This is a genomic window from Novosphingobium sp. TK46, from assembly GCF_055361525.1.
Map to the genome: position 1 here is coordinate 43,652 of NZ_CM143963.1, position 15,335 is coordinate 58,986.

Here is a 15,335-nt window from a genome sequence, read left to right on the forward strand (position 1 = left end):
CAGACCTGGTGGGTGATGGAACGCGAGCGTGACCGACAACTCAGAGCCAGACACGAAAGCCACGGTTCAGGCAGCGCAAGCGGCCGCGACCCGGCGGCGCTGGATAACCCTTGCCGAAGTGCTCACCGTCGTCGCCGTCTCGATCTCGGCGCTCACGTTGTGGAACAGTTGGAGCGAGCGCCGCGATGCCGAGGTGACCAAGCACATTGAAGCGCAGCAAGCATCCTCACGAGCGGCTACCCTAGTGCTTACCGCGACGAGTTCGGGCAAGGGAACGCTGATTCTCAAACCCGGCGACGAAGCACAGACGGTGCAGAGCCAGACCGTCACCTTTCCTGCAGCGTTGTCCGTCGATCCGGCGCAGACCACAGGCGAGCCCAGGATCGAGGCCGGCTGGTTCGAAAAGTCACTGGAGAAAGCACGCGAACAGGCGGGTCTGCCCGATGACAGCCGGGGGGACGAGCGTTTGCCGGTGACGATCACCACACGCTTCCTCGTCGACGGCAAACCGCATGAGGATGTCGCGATCTACGACGTGGGTTACACGATCGCCGGCCACTGGCTGAGCGGCCACACCCTGACCCTGCGCGGACTTTCGCTGGTGGAACGCGTCAAGCCGGCGAGCAGCCAGGTTCGTCTCGATGCGCGATGGACTAGCCTATTACCCCGTAAGTAGGATCCGCATCGCATCCACTGGTGACGCCATCATCCTTGAGTAGCGGGAGCCGCGCGAAGCTGGCGCAGATAAGCGAGCACGGTCGCCCGGTTCTGCCGATCAGCCTCGAACCTCGTCAGTTCCGGATCGTTGGCCAGGATCGCCAGGATGATCCGTCGCCGCCCTTCGCGCCAGAGGGCAAAATTGCTTTCAAGTTGGTGGATCCGCAGAGATTGCTGATTTGATGAATACCCGAGCGTGACGCGTGTCAGCATCTCGAACAGCGGACGCCGAACCATTCGGAACAGGAGTTCCTGAAAATCAGCCTCGAACGCCCCGAGCGTTTCGATGCTGTCTAGCGCGTTCAGGCGCTGCGCGAGCCCCTTGAGTTCCTCGCGTTCGACGACGGCGGTGCATTCTGCCGCCGCGGTGACGAGTTCGTTGAACAGCAGCGAAGTCATGTCGAGCGCTTCCTCGAACGACGTCGGATTCATACGCATGTACGAATGCAACGCGCGTTCCAGCGCGGCCTCGTCCGGCCGAGTTCCATAGTACCCGCCGCCGGGGCCCCGGCGAACTTCCAGCAGCCCCTCATGCTCAAGCACGCGCGCCGCTTGCTGCAACGTCACGATGCCCACCTGCAGGGCGCGCGCCAGTTCCTGCAGCGAGCCAATTAAAGATCCCGGATCGTTGGCGAAAATGCGCTCTCGCAAGACGTCCGTCGTTCGCCCAACCAGGTTGCGACCTTCGCTGCTCCGCTTCGCTCGTGCCAACGTCCCTCTCCTAATAATAAGCAGATAATTCGACTTTCGACGGGTATTTTCAAGCTAAAATGGGGATATCAAATCAATTGACGGCTAAGTTTTAGCGCCATAGGCTCCGCAACACAACGAAGCGGTAGTTTCAACCGACGCCTAAATAGGAGAGAATGGGATGGGCTTTCAGCATCCGGACATCTCGCAGTTTCCGCAGCACGCCATCGTCATTGGCGATGGCCGCGAAGCTGGCGGGAATGGCGACAAATGGGCGCACGTTTATCCGGCCACCGGCCAGGTTACGCGTGAAATTCGCATGGCAAACGCTGATGACGTCGATCGTGCCGTATCGGCCGCCAAGGCTGCGCAGCCTGCCTGGCGCGCCATGCCGGGGGACAAGCGCCGGGATCTGATGTTCCGCCTCGCCGCCATCTTCGAAGCTGAGGCCGCCTCGATGTCGCCGTTGCTGACGGCGGAGAATGGCTCCATCATTATCGCCGGCTCGCACATGAGCTACGATGCCGCGCAGAAATTCCGGTATTATGGCGGCTGGGCCGACAAGATCGAAGGCCGCACCGTCGCGACCTGGGGTGGCCCGGCACACGATTACGTGAGCTATGAACCATTCGGCACGATCGGGGTAATCGTTCCCTGGAACGGCCCGCTCTTTGCCGCGACCATGGTGATGGCCCCGGCGTTGGCCGCCGGCAACTGCATCGTGCTCAAGGCGCCCGAACTCGCTCCGTGGTCGCTTATGCGCCTGCTCGAGTTGGTTCAGCAGGCCGGTTTCCCACCCGGTGTCGTCAACCTGGTGACCGGCGGCGCCGAAGTCGGCGCGGCGATGGTCTCGCATCCCGGTATAGACAAGATCGAGTTCATCGGCAGCGGTGCCACCGCGCGCAAGATCCTGGGCAGCGCCGCCGAAACGCTCAAGCCGGTCGGCTTGGAGCTTGGCGGCAAGTCGGCCGTGCTCGTCTTCGCCGATGCCAGCTTGCAGGACGCGGCCAAGCGCGGTCTGTCAGGCGCGGTCAGCGCCAACGGTCAAGGCTGCGTCAATGGCACACGCCTGCTGGTCGAGCGGGCGATCTACGAGCCGTATCTGCAGATGCTCACCGCGATGGCGGGCCACGTGAAGGTGGGTGACCCCTTCGCGATGGATACCTTCATGGGCCCGGTCATCAACGATGCCGCGCTGAACCGTATCGCCGGTATGGTAGAGAATGGCGCAGCACAAGGCGGCCGCGTCCTGTGCGGTGGCGAGCGGATGGGCGGTGAACATGGTGACGGTTACTTCTACCCGATCACCGTGCTGGCCGACGTCGCGTCGGATAGCGAAATCGCCCGCAAGGAAGTGTTCGGCCCGGTGCTGGTCGTCACGCCCTTCGATAGCGAGGAGGAGGCGGTTTCTCTGGCAAACGACACGGATTATGGCTTGGGCGCCTATGTCCACACCACCAATCTGTCTCGCGCGCACCGCGTCGCCAATCAGATGCAGGCGGGTCAGGTGCAGGTTAACGGCAGCGGCGAGGCAATGACGCCGTGCGTACCGTTCGGCGGGATGAAGCACTCGGGCCATGGTCGCCTGGGCGGGATCGAGGGCCTGCGCGAGTTCCAGCAGGTCCGCAACGTGTGGGTCAACCTCAAGGATTGACGGAGGATATCATGTCGTTGCTAGATCCACAGGACCGCGCCTCACGCGGCCTCGCCACCCAGGCCGAGGTGACCGGACGCCCGGCGACCACACCAAACACACTACTGGAGGAATCCTGGCGTGATTTCCTCTTCGCCGAAGTCTGGACCCGTCCGGGACTTCCGCGCCGGGCTCGTTTCCTCGTGGCGATCGCCACCGCAGTCACCTGCGGGCTGGCGGACGCCGAAATCGAAAACTTCGTGCGTGGGGCGCTTACCGGCGAGCATCTGTCGCTGGCGGAGCTTCGCGAAGGGGCGCTCCACCTTGCCGTTTATGCGGGCTGGGGCAACGGGGGTCGGCTCGATCGCGTGATAACCCGCGTGGCTGACGAACTCGGCTTGCCGCCCGCCGATGTTCCGCCGATCTGTCCGGCACCCTGGGATCCCAAGGTGCGCAACGATCGCGGACATGGCGAATTCCATCAGGTCATGCTGTTCGAACCGGGTCCGCCCGCGACACCATACCTCGAGGGCATCAACAACTTCGTTTTCGGAGAGATGTGGTGCCGTCGCGGGCTCGATGAACCGTCGCGTCGCTGGATCACCCTCGTCGGAGTGTGTGAATCCGGCGCTGAAATACCGATCCGCAGCCACATCCACGCTGCAATGGCGAGCGGCAATTGCAAGCCCGAGGAAATGCTCGAGTTCGTGCTGCAATACGGCACCCACGCTGGCTGGCCGAAGGCATCGCGGATGCAAGGCGTCATTCTGGAGATGATCCAGAAGGTCAAGAATGGCCTGCCATGGAACGGATGATCGCTCCGTTCATCCGTTCCGCCTGCCAAAGGATGCTGCCTTGACCTCGCTGTTCGAGAAACCTCAACTTGCGGGCAAGGTCGCGCTGATCACTGGCGCGGCATCGGGGTTGGGCCAAGCCACTGCGCGCAAATTCGCCGCTGCCGGCGCTCAGGTGTTCCTCGTCGACGTCAACGCGACCGCCCTGGCCGAGACCGCTACGCAACTGGGCGTAACAGCAACGGATGTCGCCACCCACGTTGCCGACCTCTCAGACGCCACGACATGCCAGGCGGTCGTCGCAGCGGCGATTGACAAGTTTGGGCGGCTCGATGCGTTGTGCAACGTCGCGGGTCTTATCTATCTTGCCAATACGCCGGACATGCCCCTCGCCCAGTTGCAGCGCACGCTGGACGTGAACCTCGCCGCCCCCTTCATCCTGTCGCAGGCGGCGATCCCCTATCTGTTGGAAACGAACGGCGCGATCGTGAACGTCGCATCGTCGGCCTCGTACATAGGGGAGGCTTACGCCGCCGCCTATTGCGCGAGCAAGTGGGGCATCGTCGGCATGACCAAGGCGCTGGCGATGGAGTTTCAGAAAAAGCCGATCCGCATAAACGCCGTGGCGCCAGGTGGTATGATCACCAACATAGCCGCCAACTTCGTTCCGCCCGAGAACTGCGATTTCGAGCTGCTCAAGCGCTTTTCGGGGATGCGGGGCACTGTCGAAGTCGACGACGTGGCCGACATGATCCTCATGCTCGGCTCCGAGGCGGGGCGCGGGTTTCACGGCGCTTGCCTCTCGATCGACGCCGGCATCACCGCAGGCTGACATCCACGCCATTTGATCAAGGATACGCAAGACATGACATTCTCACTCGACCAGTTCCGCCTCGATGGCAAAGTAGCGGTCGTTACCGGCGCTGGCGGGCGCGGCAACTCGATCGGCCGGGCCTATGCCGCAGGCCTCGCGCAGGCAGGTGCGGCGATCGTCGTTGCCGACCTCAACGGTGATGGTGCCAAGGCTGTGGCAGAGGAAATCGTCGCTGAAGGCGGCAAGGCGATCGGCGTCCAGGTCGACGTCGCCGACGAAGCCTCGACACTGGCGATGGGCAAGGCCGCCGTCGATGCGTTCGGCGGAGTGGATATCTTGATCAACAACGCCGCCTTGATGGTCGATATCAGCTACGACAATTGCGAGACGATCAGCCTGGATGCGTGGAACAAGGCTTTCGCGGTGAACCTGAACGGTGCGCTGCTCTGCGCCCGGGCCGTCATTCCCTCGATGCGCGAGCGTGGCGGCGGCCGCATCATCAACCAGACGTCCGGCGGCGCCTTTCCCGCGACCGGCCTCTACGGCATCTCCAAGCTGGCACTCGTCGGGCTGACGACGACGCTGGCCAAGCAGTTCGGCAAGGACGGCATCACCTGCAATGCGATCGCGCCGGGCAACGTTACCAGCGATGCCGGCAAGCTGCTGGTGCCCGACGATTCACCCTTCATCCAGTTCCTGAACATGACCGTGGCCCTACGCGCACGCGGAGAGCCCGACGAGCTGGTGGGCACCGCGCTGTTGCTGTGCTCGCAAGCCGGAGCCTGGATCAGCGGCCAGACGATCCACGTGGATGGCGGCTGGGTCTTGCGTCCCTGAATTCTGGAAGATGAGACGAGGAGGCCGACAAGGCCACCTCGTCCCAAACCTTCAGTTACCAGGCGCCGGGGGTGTCGCAGTGGGCGCGACCGGCCGTCCCACTACCGGCGGGGGCGGCACTTGTCCGCGCTCGGAGGCCACAGGCGGCGGCGGTGGCGCTGCACCATCCGGTCCTGCCACACCCGGCGCACCGGGACGCCCTGCCGGCGGCGGCGGTGGTGCATCGCCAGGACGCGGCGGCGGCGGCGGGCCATCGTGGGGCCCACCAGGGCCACCATGTGGCCCGTCGCGGCCGTCACGATCGTGCGACCCCTTGGGCGGACGCGGTGGGCCGACTTCCTCGACTTCGCCAGCAGCATTCACCAGATAGCGTGCGCGCAGTTGTCCGTCTTCGAAGCGCCCCTGCACCTGCACCGGGGCGCCGACCGTCAAGGCCGTCGCGCCATCATGGCCGGCGGCCACCAGCGCACGACCGGTCGCATCCTGTACCACGAAGCGATCGCCATACACGTCGGCGACACGGCCTTTCACGGTGACGATGCCGCGCGCATTCGCCAGCCGCGCCACGGGTGTCGGAACGGAAGGTGCCATGCTTACCGGCGGACGGGTCAACGAGACCGCGCCCGCGCCTCCCGCGAAACCGAGCCCCAGCAGCGCCACGGCGCCCAAGCCCAGCTTCTGGCGCGAGCTCATTCTTGTGATCAGACGATCTTTCATCATCAACTCCTTTGGTCTTCTTGCGACGACCCCCTAGTAGTCGCCGGGCACCCTCCCTGCGCTGAACCGGCCGGTTCAGTTTGGGTTTAAACACCGCGCCTAGGACGGGCTCATGCGTATCCTGCTTGTCGAAGACGATCGTGATCTCGGCCCCCGCATCGCCCATGCGTTGCGCGAAGAAAACTTCGCGGTCGATCTTGCCGCGGACGGCATCGATGCCGCGCATTTGGGAGAGACCGAGCGATACGATGCAGCGGTGCTCGATCTTGGTCTTCCCGGCATGGACGGAATCGCCGTTCTACGCGCCTGGCGCGAAGCGGAGCGCGACTTGCCGGTGCTGATCCTGACCGCACGCGAAGGCTGGTCAGACAAAGTGGCCGGGTTCAAGGCAGGCGCCGACGATTATCTGGTGAAACCGTTCCGCGTGGAGGAATTGGTCATGCGTTTGCGCGCCATGGTCCGTCGTTCCGCCGGACATGCGCAGACACGCCTTTCCTGCGGGCCGCTCGGCTTCGAGAGCCAGACCGGACAGTTCGAGCTGGAGGGACTGCCGTTGAAGCTGACCGCGTTCGAATGGCGGGTCCTTTCGCAGCTCATGCTGCACAAGGGAGCCGTCATCGAACGGCTCGATTTACTCGAGCGTGTCTATGAAGGCGATGCCGACGTTGATTCCAACAGCCTGGAGGTTATCATCGGACGGCTGCGCAAGAAGATCGGAGCCGCTCTGATCGAAACGGTGCGTGGGCGCGGCTACCGTCTTGCATGTCCCGACTGACCGCCTTGCGCATCGTCCCGCGTTCGCTGCACGCGCGCATGCTGATGTTGTCTGTGCTCGCATCGGTTATGGCCCTGCTGATTGCCGGCTGGGCGATCGCAGGCGTACTCGAACGTTTCGTGACCGAGGGGCTGGACGAGCGGCTCGATGCGCAAGTGGCACTGCTCGCGAGTACCGTGGACGCGGACGGGCGGGTGGATCGACTGCGCCTGACGCAGGGTATCGGCGCGTTGCAGGGCGGTCCCGGCTGGCGTTGGCGGATCGTATCACCGATGGGCACGATCGGTTCGCGCGATTTCCCGTCGCTCGATCCGCGCCCTCCGCGACCTGAACATAGGCGGGAAAATGATCATGGCCCTCCCCCGCCCGAAGAATCCATCGAGCATGTTCAGGTGAGGGAGGGTGTCGGCCGCGACCATGTTGCGGTCCATGCCCGACAGTTGACGATGTTGACGAAGGCCGGACCGGTCACCCTGACCGCCGCCGCCCCGCGCGACGTCGTGCGTCGCCCGATCCGCGGCGCACTGGTGCCGCTGCTGGCGATCCTAGCCGTGCTGGCGGTACTGCTGGCGCTGGCGACCTTGTTGCAGTTGCGGCTTGGTTTGAGCCCCTTGCGCCGATTGCGCGATCAGATGGCGCAGATCCGCGCCGGCGAACGCAGCACCGTGGATGAGGATCAGCCAGACGAGCTGCGCCCGCTTGCGCTCGAACTCAATGCGCTGAGCCGGCAGAACGCGGCGGCATTGACCGCCGCCCGGCAATCCGCCGCCAATCTGGCGCATGCGCTCAAGACACCGGTAGCCGCGCTCGCGCTCGATGCGCGAGATGATCCCGCGATGGCCGCGCAGGTCTCGCGCATCGACGCGACCATTCGCCACCACCTTGCCCGCGCCAGGGTCCAGGCGGTCGACCACCGCGCCGCGACTTCGTTGGCGCCGGCGCTAACGGACCTGATCGACACCGTCCGGCGCCTTCATGGCGACCGCAGCCTGACCTTCACGATGGAAGCCGACGATAGCTTGCGCGTCGCGCTCGATCCGCAGGACTTGGACGAATTGCTGGGCAATCTGCTCGACAACGCCGCGCGACACGCCACAAGCCGTATAGAGGTTCGATGCCGGCGCGACGGTGACGATGCCAGGCGCGTGTGTATCGCCGTTACCGACGATGGCCCCGGCATACCGGCGGCCCAACGCGCGCTGGTGGGACAGCCCGGTATCCGCCTGGACGAGCGCGGCGATGGGCATGGCTTCGGCCTCGCCATCGCGATCGACCTGACCGCGATCTATGGCGGCGACTTCCTGCTTGAAGATGCCGACGGCGGGGGCTTGCGCGCTATAGTCATCCTGCCCGCAGCCGGCAGCCGACACGCCGGGTGAACGCAAGACAGGTGAGCGCACTCAGGGGCATGTGTCGCTATCCCCGACAGCTTCCTATCTTCGGAGCGATACGGGTCAACACCCAACGAGGAGCGACATGCGCATAGCGATCATCGGAGCGGGAATGTCGGGGCTATCCTGCGCGCGGGGGCTGGTTGCGAGCGGCCACGAGGTCAGCCTGTTCGACAAGGGCCGTGGCCCGGGCGGGCGGATGGCAACTCGCCGTATCGCCACGCCCTTGGGTGAAGCCAGCTTCGATCATGGTGCGCAGTATTTCACCGCGCATGATCCGCACTTCGCGGCGCAGGTGGCCGATTGGGCCGCAAGCGACGTCGTGTCCAAATGGCCCGCCGCCGGACCCGATGCCTGGGTCGGCACGCCGGCTATGAATGCGCCGATCAGGCGACTGGCAGATCAACATGACGTCACTTGGAGCGTTCGCATCGTCAGCTTCGAGCGGCAGTCAGAGGGATGGGTTCTGCATGGCGACAAGCTTGATGCCGGGACGTTCGATGGGTTGGTCGTCGCGGTCCCGGCGGAGCAAGCCGCCGATTTGTTGCGCCCCCATGTAGCCGCGATGGCCGAACTCGCGCGCGAAACGCCATCGGCGCCTTGCTGGACCGTCATGGCCGCGTTCGCTGCCCCGCTATCCGGACCCGAGGTTCTGCGCGACGCCGGTCCGATCGGCTGGGCCGCGCGCAACTCGGCCAAACCGGCGCGAGTCGGCCCGGAAAGCTGGGTAATCCAGGCCAACCCCGGATGGTCCATCGCACACTTGGAAGAGGAACCGGAGGCTGTCGGCCATGCACTCCTGACCGAACTGGCGACGAAGCTCGGGATCCCCGTGCCCTTGCCAGTTGAGATCACCGCGCATCGTTGGCGTTTTGCGCGGTCTGGTGCGGCTGGAGGCAAGGTCTTGTGGGATCCGGCTGTGCGCTTGGGTGCCTGTGGCGACTGGCTGCTGGGGCCGCGTATCGAATGCGCCTGGCTCTCCGGACAGCAACTCGCCCATGCCATCGATGCGATGGTACCGGCATGAGCGACGACAGCGACAGCCGCGGCAGGACCGTTCCGAGCGGGCGGCTTTCGCGCTTGGGCTCGTTCGGCCGATTGGCGAGTGGCGTTGCCGGCGGGATGGTCGCCGAGGGCGCACGTCGCCTTGCCAGCGGAGAGCGACCGCGCATGCGCGACATGCTGCTGACACCTGGCAACGTGTCCCGCGTCGCGGACCAGCTCGCCCACTTGCGCGGGGCAGCGATGAAGCTAGGGCAGATGGTGTCGATGGATGCGGGCGACATGCTGCCGCCGGAACTGGCGCAGATCATGAGCCGTTTGCGCGAACGCGGCTATCGCATGCCGCCATCGCAGCTGCAGACGGTTCTGGCGAAACAATGGGGCCGTGACTGGCGCACACAGTTCGCCCGGTTCGAACCCAATCCGATAGCCGCCGCATCGATCGGGCAAGTCCATCGCGCGACCACCCATGACGGTCGGCAGCTGGCGATCAAGGTGCAATATCCCGGCGTTGCCGAAAGCATCGACGCCGATGTCGACAACGTCGCGACTTTGCTGCGCGTGTCGGGCGTGCTGCCGCAGGGTCTGGATATTCGTCCCTTGCTGGAAGAGGCCAAGCAACAGCTCAAGGAAGAGGCGGACTATGAGCGAGAAGGTCGGCAGATGACCCTGTTCGGCTCCCTGCTGGCCGGGTCGCCGGAGTTCGTCGTGCCCACGTTGGAACCCAAATTCACCACGTCGCGCGTGCTGGCTATGAGCTTCGTCGAGGGCGTACCGGTCGAGACGCTGGTGGATGCCCCGCAAGAAACCCGCGACGCGCTGATGGTCACACTGCTGCGGCTGGTGCTGCGCGAACTGTTCGAATTCGGCACGATGCAGACCGATCCGAATTTCGCGAACTATCGCTACCAATCCGATAGCGGCCGCCTCGTGCTGCTGGACTTTGGCGCTGCTCGCCCGATCGCGCCTGCCACGGCCGAAGCGTATCGCGGATTGCTGCTGGCGGGACTGTCGGGCGATCGCGAGCGGGTCAAAAACGCTTCGATCGCGGCCGGGATCACGACGGCCGAGATGACCCAGCGGCACGGCGCGGTGCTCGACCGCATGATCGACGTGATCCTTGCGGAACTCAACAAGCCCGGTCTGTTTGGCTTCGGGGATCGCGCTTTCGTCGGTGTGCTGCGCGACGATGGCATGGCGGTGGCGAGCGACCGGGCGGCCTGGCATCTACCCCCTGCCGACATGCTGTTCGTCCAGCGCAAGATCAGCGGCACTGCCTTGCTCGCCGCGCGTCTTAAAGCGCGGGTCGATGTGCGCACGATGGTGGCTGAGCAACTGGAGGGCTCTGCGTCGTGACCGATGAGCGTCAGCAAGCCGCGATGCCGGACTTCCCCGCAGGCGCGTTCGCCCGGCAGGATGACGGCGACGATCTGGCCTTCTACGGTCCGCCCCGGCTCGTCACCCATATCGACGAAGGCGCGGTCGCTGCACTGAGCGATTGCTATCGCGAGCGCATTCCGCAAGGTGGACGCGTTCTCGATCTGATGTCGAGTTGGGTCAGCCATCTGCCGACGGATATCGAATATGCCAGTGTGGTCGGCCATGGTATGAACACCGCTGAACTTGCCGCCAACCCCAGGCTCGATCGCTGGTTCGTCCAGGATCTCAACCGCGAAGCATCGCTCCCCCTCGAAGACGGCTCCTTCGATGCGGCTCTGTGCTGCGTGGGGGTGCAATATCTGCAGCAGCCCGTGGCGGTCTTTGCGGAAATACGTCGGGTCCTACGACCCGGCGGTCCGTTCGTCGTCAGCTTCTCGAACCGGTGCTTTCCCACCAAGGCGGTGGCGATCTGGCTGCGGCTCGACACTGGTGGCCATGCCGCGCTGGTCAAGCTCTACCTCGAGCGTGCGGGCTTCGGCGAAGTCGCGACCGTTCTGCTGGCAGATGGACGCAGCGGCGATCCGCTTGTCACCGTGATCGGTCGCGCCTGAAGCCAACCGGCCTGCATCACGCTACCACCAGCGACTGCCCGGCACGCCCTTGAAAGGGCCGGCGAGGTCCGACGTGATCCAGCCGCCGTAAAATCCGCCTGGCTGGGAGACGACCTTCTCTCCATCGACGAAGCAGGCGTCGAACCGATCCGCATAGAACGCCACATGATCGCGTAAGTCGGCAAAGGGTGCGGTCGGCGCGGGGTAGCTCCATCCCGCGCGTTCCAGCCGCTCGCCTGCGACGACGACATCGTAATAGATGGCGTGGCCCTTCCATTCGCAGAACGAGGTTCCGTCGGCCCGATCGAGCACGCCGGCGGCAATATCTTGCGGCGGAATATAATAGCTTGGCGGATGGCTGGTTTCCAGGGTGCGGAACGCCGTGCGCGTGTCCGCGACAACTACGTCGCTGTGGATGATCCGGATATGGCGGGTCACGCGTTCAGCCACCGCCGGTCTAGGAAAGTCCCATACACTGCGCTGGCCGGGGCCACACAAATCCGGCATGATCGGTTGCGACATCTTTCGTTCTTCCTAGCGCGTGTTCCTGGCCCAGATCCGCTCGGCCAGCAGCGTAGCGAAGCCGAGCCAGCCGACGAACGGCACCCCGGTCATGGCGGCGATGCGATCTACCCTGGCGGCAGCGGCGACGTAGCTGGTGCCGGTCGCGATCATCGCCCCCGATGCGACTGCGCTGGAACCGAGTGCCCGCTTGCGAAAGAACAGCTGCGTCCAGCCACCGATCATGCCGGTGTTCAACAGCCACAGTCCTACCGCAAGCGATCGCGATCCGGTCGCCGGCCGGCGTAGCAGGCGATAGCCCCCAATCGCTAGACCGGTTTCGAGCACCGGCCACACCGCCCCGAACGCCGCATCGGGTGGTGTGTAGGCGGGCTTGTCCAACCGCTTGTACCAGCGCCGTATGCCGGGATGGGAGGGATCGGGTGCGTTTCGCCTGCCGACGATCGCGCTGACGCCAAGCACCCCCGCAACGATCAGCAGCGCGGCAGAACGCGACATCCGGTCTGCGCGCGGCAGCACCCTCACGAAGCGAGATACCGCTCGAGGTCGTCGCTGCCGCCGATCCGTTCGCCATCGATGAAAACCTGCGGCGTGGTTTCAACACCGTGTTCCGCCTCGAACGCGTCGACGTCCCCGCGCGACGACAGGATGTTGTCCTCTACCGCAAAGCCGCCCTTTTCCAGCAACTCCTTGGCGCGAACGCCAAAGGGGCAGGTGTGGTCGGGCAGGACCATGCGGTACAACGTGGCGCTCTTGCTGTCGGTCATAATCAAAGCCTCGTGTCGGATCTAAACGTAAATCAGCCGATAAAGCGCGGGAGGATGCCACGCGTTCCCCGCCCTTCGGGGCCATACCCGCGATCATGCAGGAACCCTGTGCGCGCCGGCGATTTCAGATCTGACGTGGTACGCCGACCCTGGGGCGAACTGCTCTGATGAGGAAATGCGGTATGGCAGGTGGCTGGACGCGTGATGGCGCCGTGCAGGATCAGATCGACCATACGGTGCTTGACGCGGTATCGATCGCGCGAGCGCGCATGCCGTCAGGTGAGAGCGCCCAATATTGTGAGGATTGCGGCGAGGACATTCCCGAACGGAGGCGCCTGGCTCTGCCTGGCACGCGCACATGCATCGCCTGCCAGAGCAAGCGAGATGCCAGCATCCGATCGAGCGGGATCAATCGACGCGGCAGCAAGGACAGCCAACTGCGGTGACCCGTTAGGCCGGTAAACCACCCAAAAACACGGCAGGCCGAACACGACAACAGTCCCACCCTGCAACCAGAAGGTACGTTCGGACGATAGACCTCCCATGGAAACCAGCACCGCCGTCGAATCGCACGCCGTCGTTGCGACCAACGAACAATCGTCCGCGCCCGCCTTGCGCAAACGGCGGTGGCGGATCGCGCGCAATATCGTGCTGACCCTGATCGCTGCCTTGTTTCTCGTGTGGCTGATACTGTTCATCACCAAGGGCCGCTTTCTCAAGCGTCCGTTCGAAAGCATCACCAGCTCGCTCGCGGATCGCACCGTCACGGTGGGTGGGGATTTCCAGCTGTACTTCGCCCCGCTGCGAATCAAGTTCCTCGCCGAGCAGCTAAATGTCTCGAACCCGCAATGGGCGGGCAAGCCCAGTCTGTTCTCGGCCAAACGGATCGAGACGCACATTGCTCCCTTCTCTCTGCTGTTCGGCCGCAAGCATGCTTATACACTCGACCTGGCAGACGGCGTCATCGATCTGGAATGGGATAAGGCACACAAGCGCAACACCTGGACCTTCGGCAGCGATAGCCAAGGCGAGCCTTTCCAGATGCCGCAAATTGATAAGGCGGTCATCGCCGGCACCAAAGTGCGATACCTCGATCCACAGATGCCTCTGCTGGCTAACCTATCGGTCGAGCCGATCGTGGCCACCGACACGCGGATCGGCGATGCCGTCGACATCACCGGCGATGGACGCTTTCGCAAGACACCATTCACGCTCACCGCCAAGCTGCTGTCCCCCAACGCCAGCGCCGGCGGCGGTGAGAACCAGCTGCAGTTACAGGCCAAGGCCGCCAATAGCGTGATCGACGTGTCGGGTACCCTGCCCACACTGACTGACGTGGAAGGCGTGCCGCTCAAGGTTACGGCGCGCGGTCGCGATCTGTCGGAGCTGATGGAAGTGATCGACGTCGCGATCCCGCGTACGCGCCGCTTCGCACTCAAGGCGCAGATGGTGAAGGATGCGCGCAAGTACAGCTTCACGAGGCTAACCGGTACCTTCGGCCAGTCCGACGTGTCCGGCGGTTTCACTGCGGATAATACGGAGCGTCTGCGCCTTGATGCAAAGCTTACGACGCGCCGCCTCGATATCATCGATGCCGCACCGTTCATCGGCTACAATCCCGACATCGTGGCCAGTAAGGGTGCGATCGCGGCCGCTTCGGCCACCGGCGCCGCGCCACAGCGCATCATGCCCGACGCCGAATTGCCGGTGGCGATGATGCAGCGCTTCGATGCGGGTCTCGATTGGAAGATCGCGACGGTGCGATCGCGCAATCTGCCGATGTCGAACATCTCCATGAAGCTCGCACTGGAACGTGGCCGCTTGGCGTTGTCGCCGCTGACGTTCTCGATGGCGCGTGGCGATGTGAAATCCGACCTGGTGTTCGACACTCGCCAGCGACCTTCCGCGATCAGCTATGATATCCGTCTGTCCCCAACGCCGATGGGTCGCCTGCTGGCCGGCTTCGGTGTTGCCGATTCAGGAACCACCGGCACCATCCACGGCCGCATCAAGCTTGCCGGGCGCGGCGACACTATCCATGATTCGCTCGCGACCTCATCGGGTCGGATCGCCTTCGTGATGCCACGCGGCACACTGTGGACCCAGAACGCCCAGCTTGCCGAACTTGACCTTGGCACGTTCGTCTACAAGATGTTCGAGGGCAAGCTGAAGAAGCCGATCGAGGTTAATTGCGGTCTGGTTGCCTTCACCGTGCGCGGTGGCACCGCGGCGACCGATCCGATCCTGATCGATACCAGCAAGAACGTCGTCACCGGACGCGGCGCGTTCAGCTTCGGCAGCGAGGCCGTGGATATCGCCTTCAAGGCTGACGGTAAGAAGTTCAGCCTTTTTTCCGGCCAGTCGCCGGTGAGCATCGGTGGCCACTTCGCCGAGCCCAGGCTGCAGGTCATCAGCCCGCAATTGCTCGGTCGCGCAGGCGCGGGCATCGGCTTGTCGCTGATCGGAACGCCCGTGGCCGGATTGCTCGCTTTCGTCGATGTGGGCAATGCGAAGTCCACCGCTTGCGGCCCCGTGCTGGCCGGTGCAAGCGCCGCCGCGCAGCGAACCACCAAGGGCGAGGCCCGCAAGGACGTTGGCAATGGACAGCCCAAGAAGAAGGACTGAGCCCGCTGACGCGATCGAACCCGGACAGGCGCCAAGACCGTCCGGGTTCGAAACACAGTA

General features: G+C 64.3%; 17 protein-coding genes. 12 read left to right on the plus strand and 5 right to left on the minus strand.

All coding sequences use genetic code 11. The features are described 5' to 3' along the window. The first annotated feature begins 28 nt into the window (after positions 1-28). A complete protein-coding gene (locus ACXJ1Z_RS00220) occupies positions 29-676 on the plus strand; it encodes a hypothetical protein (protein ID WP_463778657.1) in 648 nt (215 codons plus the stop codon). Between the two features lie 29 nt (positions 677-705). Here the strand turns inward: ACXJ1Z_RS00220 and ACXJ1Z_RS00225 are convergent, their stop codons facing one another. Then, positions 706-1,428, minus strand: coding sequence for a FadR/GntR family transcriptional regulator (locus ACXJ1Z_RS00225; RefSeq protein ID WP_463778658.1), 723 nt, complete (start codon positions 1,426-1,428; stop codon positions 706-708). A 160-nt stretch (positions 1,429-1,588) separates the two neighbouring features. On the opposite strand from ACXJ1Z_RS00225, the gene ACXJ1Z_RS00230 reads away from it, so the two are divergent. The 4 genes from ACXJ1Z_RS00230 to ACXJ1Z_RS00245 are packed head-to-tail and all read left to right on the plus strand — an operon-like array spanning position 1,589 to position 5,485. Further along, positions 1,589-3,061 carry an aldehyde dehydrogenase family protein gene (locus tag ACXJ1Z_RS00230; protein ID WP_463778660.1) on the plus strand — a complete coding sequence of 491 codons (1,473 nt, stop codon included), beginning with the start codon at positions 1,589-1,591 and terminating at the stop codon, positions 3,059-3,061. A gap of 11 nt (positions 3,062-3,072) precedes the next feature. Next, complete coding sequence (locus ACXJ1Z_RS00235) at positions 3,073-3,855, plus strand: carboxymuconolactone decarboxylase family protein (protein ID WP_463778661.1); 783 nt, start codon at positions 3,073-3,075, stop codon at positions 3,853-3,855. 40 nt (positions 3,856-3,895) lie between these two features. Beyond that, positions 3,896-4,666 carry an SDR family NAD(P)-dependent oxidoreductase gene (locus tag ACXJ1Z_RS00240; protein WP_463778663.1) on the plus strand — a complete coding sequence of 257 codons (771 nt, stop codon included), beginning with the start codon at positions 3,896-3,898 and terminating at the stop codon, positions 4,664-4,666. A gap of 33 nt (positions 4,667-4,699) precedes the next feature. Then, positions 4,700-5,485, plus strand: coding sequence for an SDR family oxidoreductase (locus ACXJ1Z_RS00245; protein ID WP_463778664.1), 786 nt, complete (start codon positions 4,700-4,702; stop codon positions 5,483-5,485). Between the two features lie 51 nt (positions 5,486-5,536). On the opposite strand, the gene ACXJ1Z_RS00250 is transcribed toward ACXJ1Z_RS00245, so the two are convergent. Continuing rightward, the gene (locus tag ACXJ1Z_RS00250; protein ID WP_463778666.1) at positions 5,537-6,178 is read right to left on the minus strand and encodes a hypothetical protein; all 642 of its coding nucleotides are present in this window, start codon (positions 6,176-6,178) and stop codon (positions 5,537-5,539) included. 136 nt (positions 6,179-6,314) lie between these two features. Between ACXJ1Z_RS00250 and ACXJ1Z_RS00255 the strand changes: the two genes are divergently transcribed. The 5 genes from ACXJ1Z_RS00255 to ACXJ1Z_RS00275 all read left to right on the plus strand — a co-directional run bounded on the left by ACXJ1Z_RS00255 (position 6,315) and on the right by ACXJ1Z_RS00275 (position 11,361). Next, positions 6,315-6,977, plus strand: coding sequence for a response regulator transcription factor (locus ACXJ1Z_RS00255; protein WP_463778667.1), 663 nt, complete (start codon positions 6,315-6,317; stop codon positions 6,975-6,977). Continuing rightward, the gene (locus ACXJ1Z_RS00260; RefSeq protein WP_463778669.1) at positions 6,965-8,356 is read left to right on the plus strand and encodes a sensor histidine kinase; all 1,392 of its coding nucleotides are present in this window, start codon (positions 6,965-6,967) and stop codon (positions 8,354-8,356) included. Before ACXJ1Z_RS00255 ends, ACXJ1Z_RS00260 begins: the two co-directional genes overlap by 13 nt. Before the next feature lie 97 nt (positions 8,357-8,453). Beyond that, positions 8,454-9,395 carry an NAD(P)/FAD-dependent oxidoreductase gene (locus ACXJ1Z_RS00265; RefSeq protein ID WP_463778671.1) on the plus strand — a complete coding sequence of 314 codons (942 nt, stop codon included), beginning with the start codon at positions 8,454-8,456 and terminating at the stop codon, positions 9,393-9,395. Beyond that, positions 9,392-10,726, plus strand: a complete 1,335-nt coding sequence (locus tag ACXJ1Z_RS00270; RefSeq protein WP_463778673.1) for an ABC1 kinase family protein — start codon at positions 9,392-9,394, stop codon at positions 10,724-10,726. Before ACXJ1Z_RS00265 ends, ACXJ1Z_RS00270 begins: the two co-directional genes overlap by 4 nt. Next, the gene (locus ACXJ1Z_RS00275; protein ID WP_463778675.1) at positions 10,723-11,361 is read left to right on the plus strand and encodes a methyltransferase domain-containing protein; all 639 of its coding nucleotides are present in this window, start codon (positions 10,723-10,725) and stop codon (positions 11,359-11,361) included. Before ACXJ1Z_RS00270 ends, ACXJ1Z_RS00275 begins: the two co-directional genes overlap by 4 nt. A 21-nt stretch (positions 11,362-11,382) precedes the next feature. Here ACXJ1Z_RS00275 and ACXJ1Z_RS00280 read toward each other — a convergent pair whose 3' ends face one another. Genes ACXJ1Z_RS00280 through ACXJ1Z_RS00290 form a run of 3 tightly spaced genes read right to left on the minus strand, consistent with a single transcriptional unit; the run spans position 11,383 to position 12,650 of the window. Then, entirely contained in the window at positions 11,383-11,868 is a 486-nt protein-coding gene (locus ACXJ1Z_RS00280) for a DUF427 domain-containing protein (RefSeq protein WP_463781129.1), read from the minus strand. A 27-nt stretch (positions 11,869-11,895) separates the two neighbouring features. After that, complete coding sequence (locus tag ACXJ1Z_RS00285) at positions 11,896-12,381, minus strand: TspO/MBR family protein (RefSeq protein WP_463778676.1); 486 nt, start codon at positions 12,379-12,381, stop codon at positions 11,896-11,898. 23 nt (positions 12,382-12,404) lie between these two features. Then, on the minus strand, positions 12,405-12,650 hold the full coding sequence (locus ACXJ1Z_RS00290) for a glutaredoxin domain-containing protein (RefSeq protein WP_463778678.1): 246 nt from the start codon (positions 12,648-12,650) through the stop codon (positions 12,405-12,407). Between the two features lie 182 nt (positions 12,651-12,832). Here ACXJ1Z_RS00290 and ACXJ1Z_RS00295 point away from each other — a divergent pair, with 182 nt between their 5' ends. Both ACXJ1Z_RS00295 and ACXJ1Z_RS00300 read left to right on the plus strand, forming a co-directional pair. After that, positions 12,833-13,096, plus strand: a complete 264-nt coding sequence (locus tag ACXJ1Z_RS00295) for a DksA/TraR family C4-type zinc finger protein (protein WP_463778679.1) — start codon at positions 12,833-12,835, stop codon at positions 13,094-13,096. A gap of 97 nt (positions 13,097-13,193) precedes the next feature. Beyond that, complete coding sequence (locus tag ACXJ1Z_RS00300; protein WP_463778681.1) at positions 13,194-15,275, plus strand: AsmA family protein; 2,082 nt, start codon at positions 13,194-13,196, stop codon at positions 15,273-15,275. Positions 15,276-15,335 lie beyond the last annotated feature (60 nt).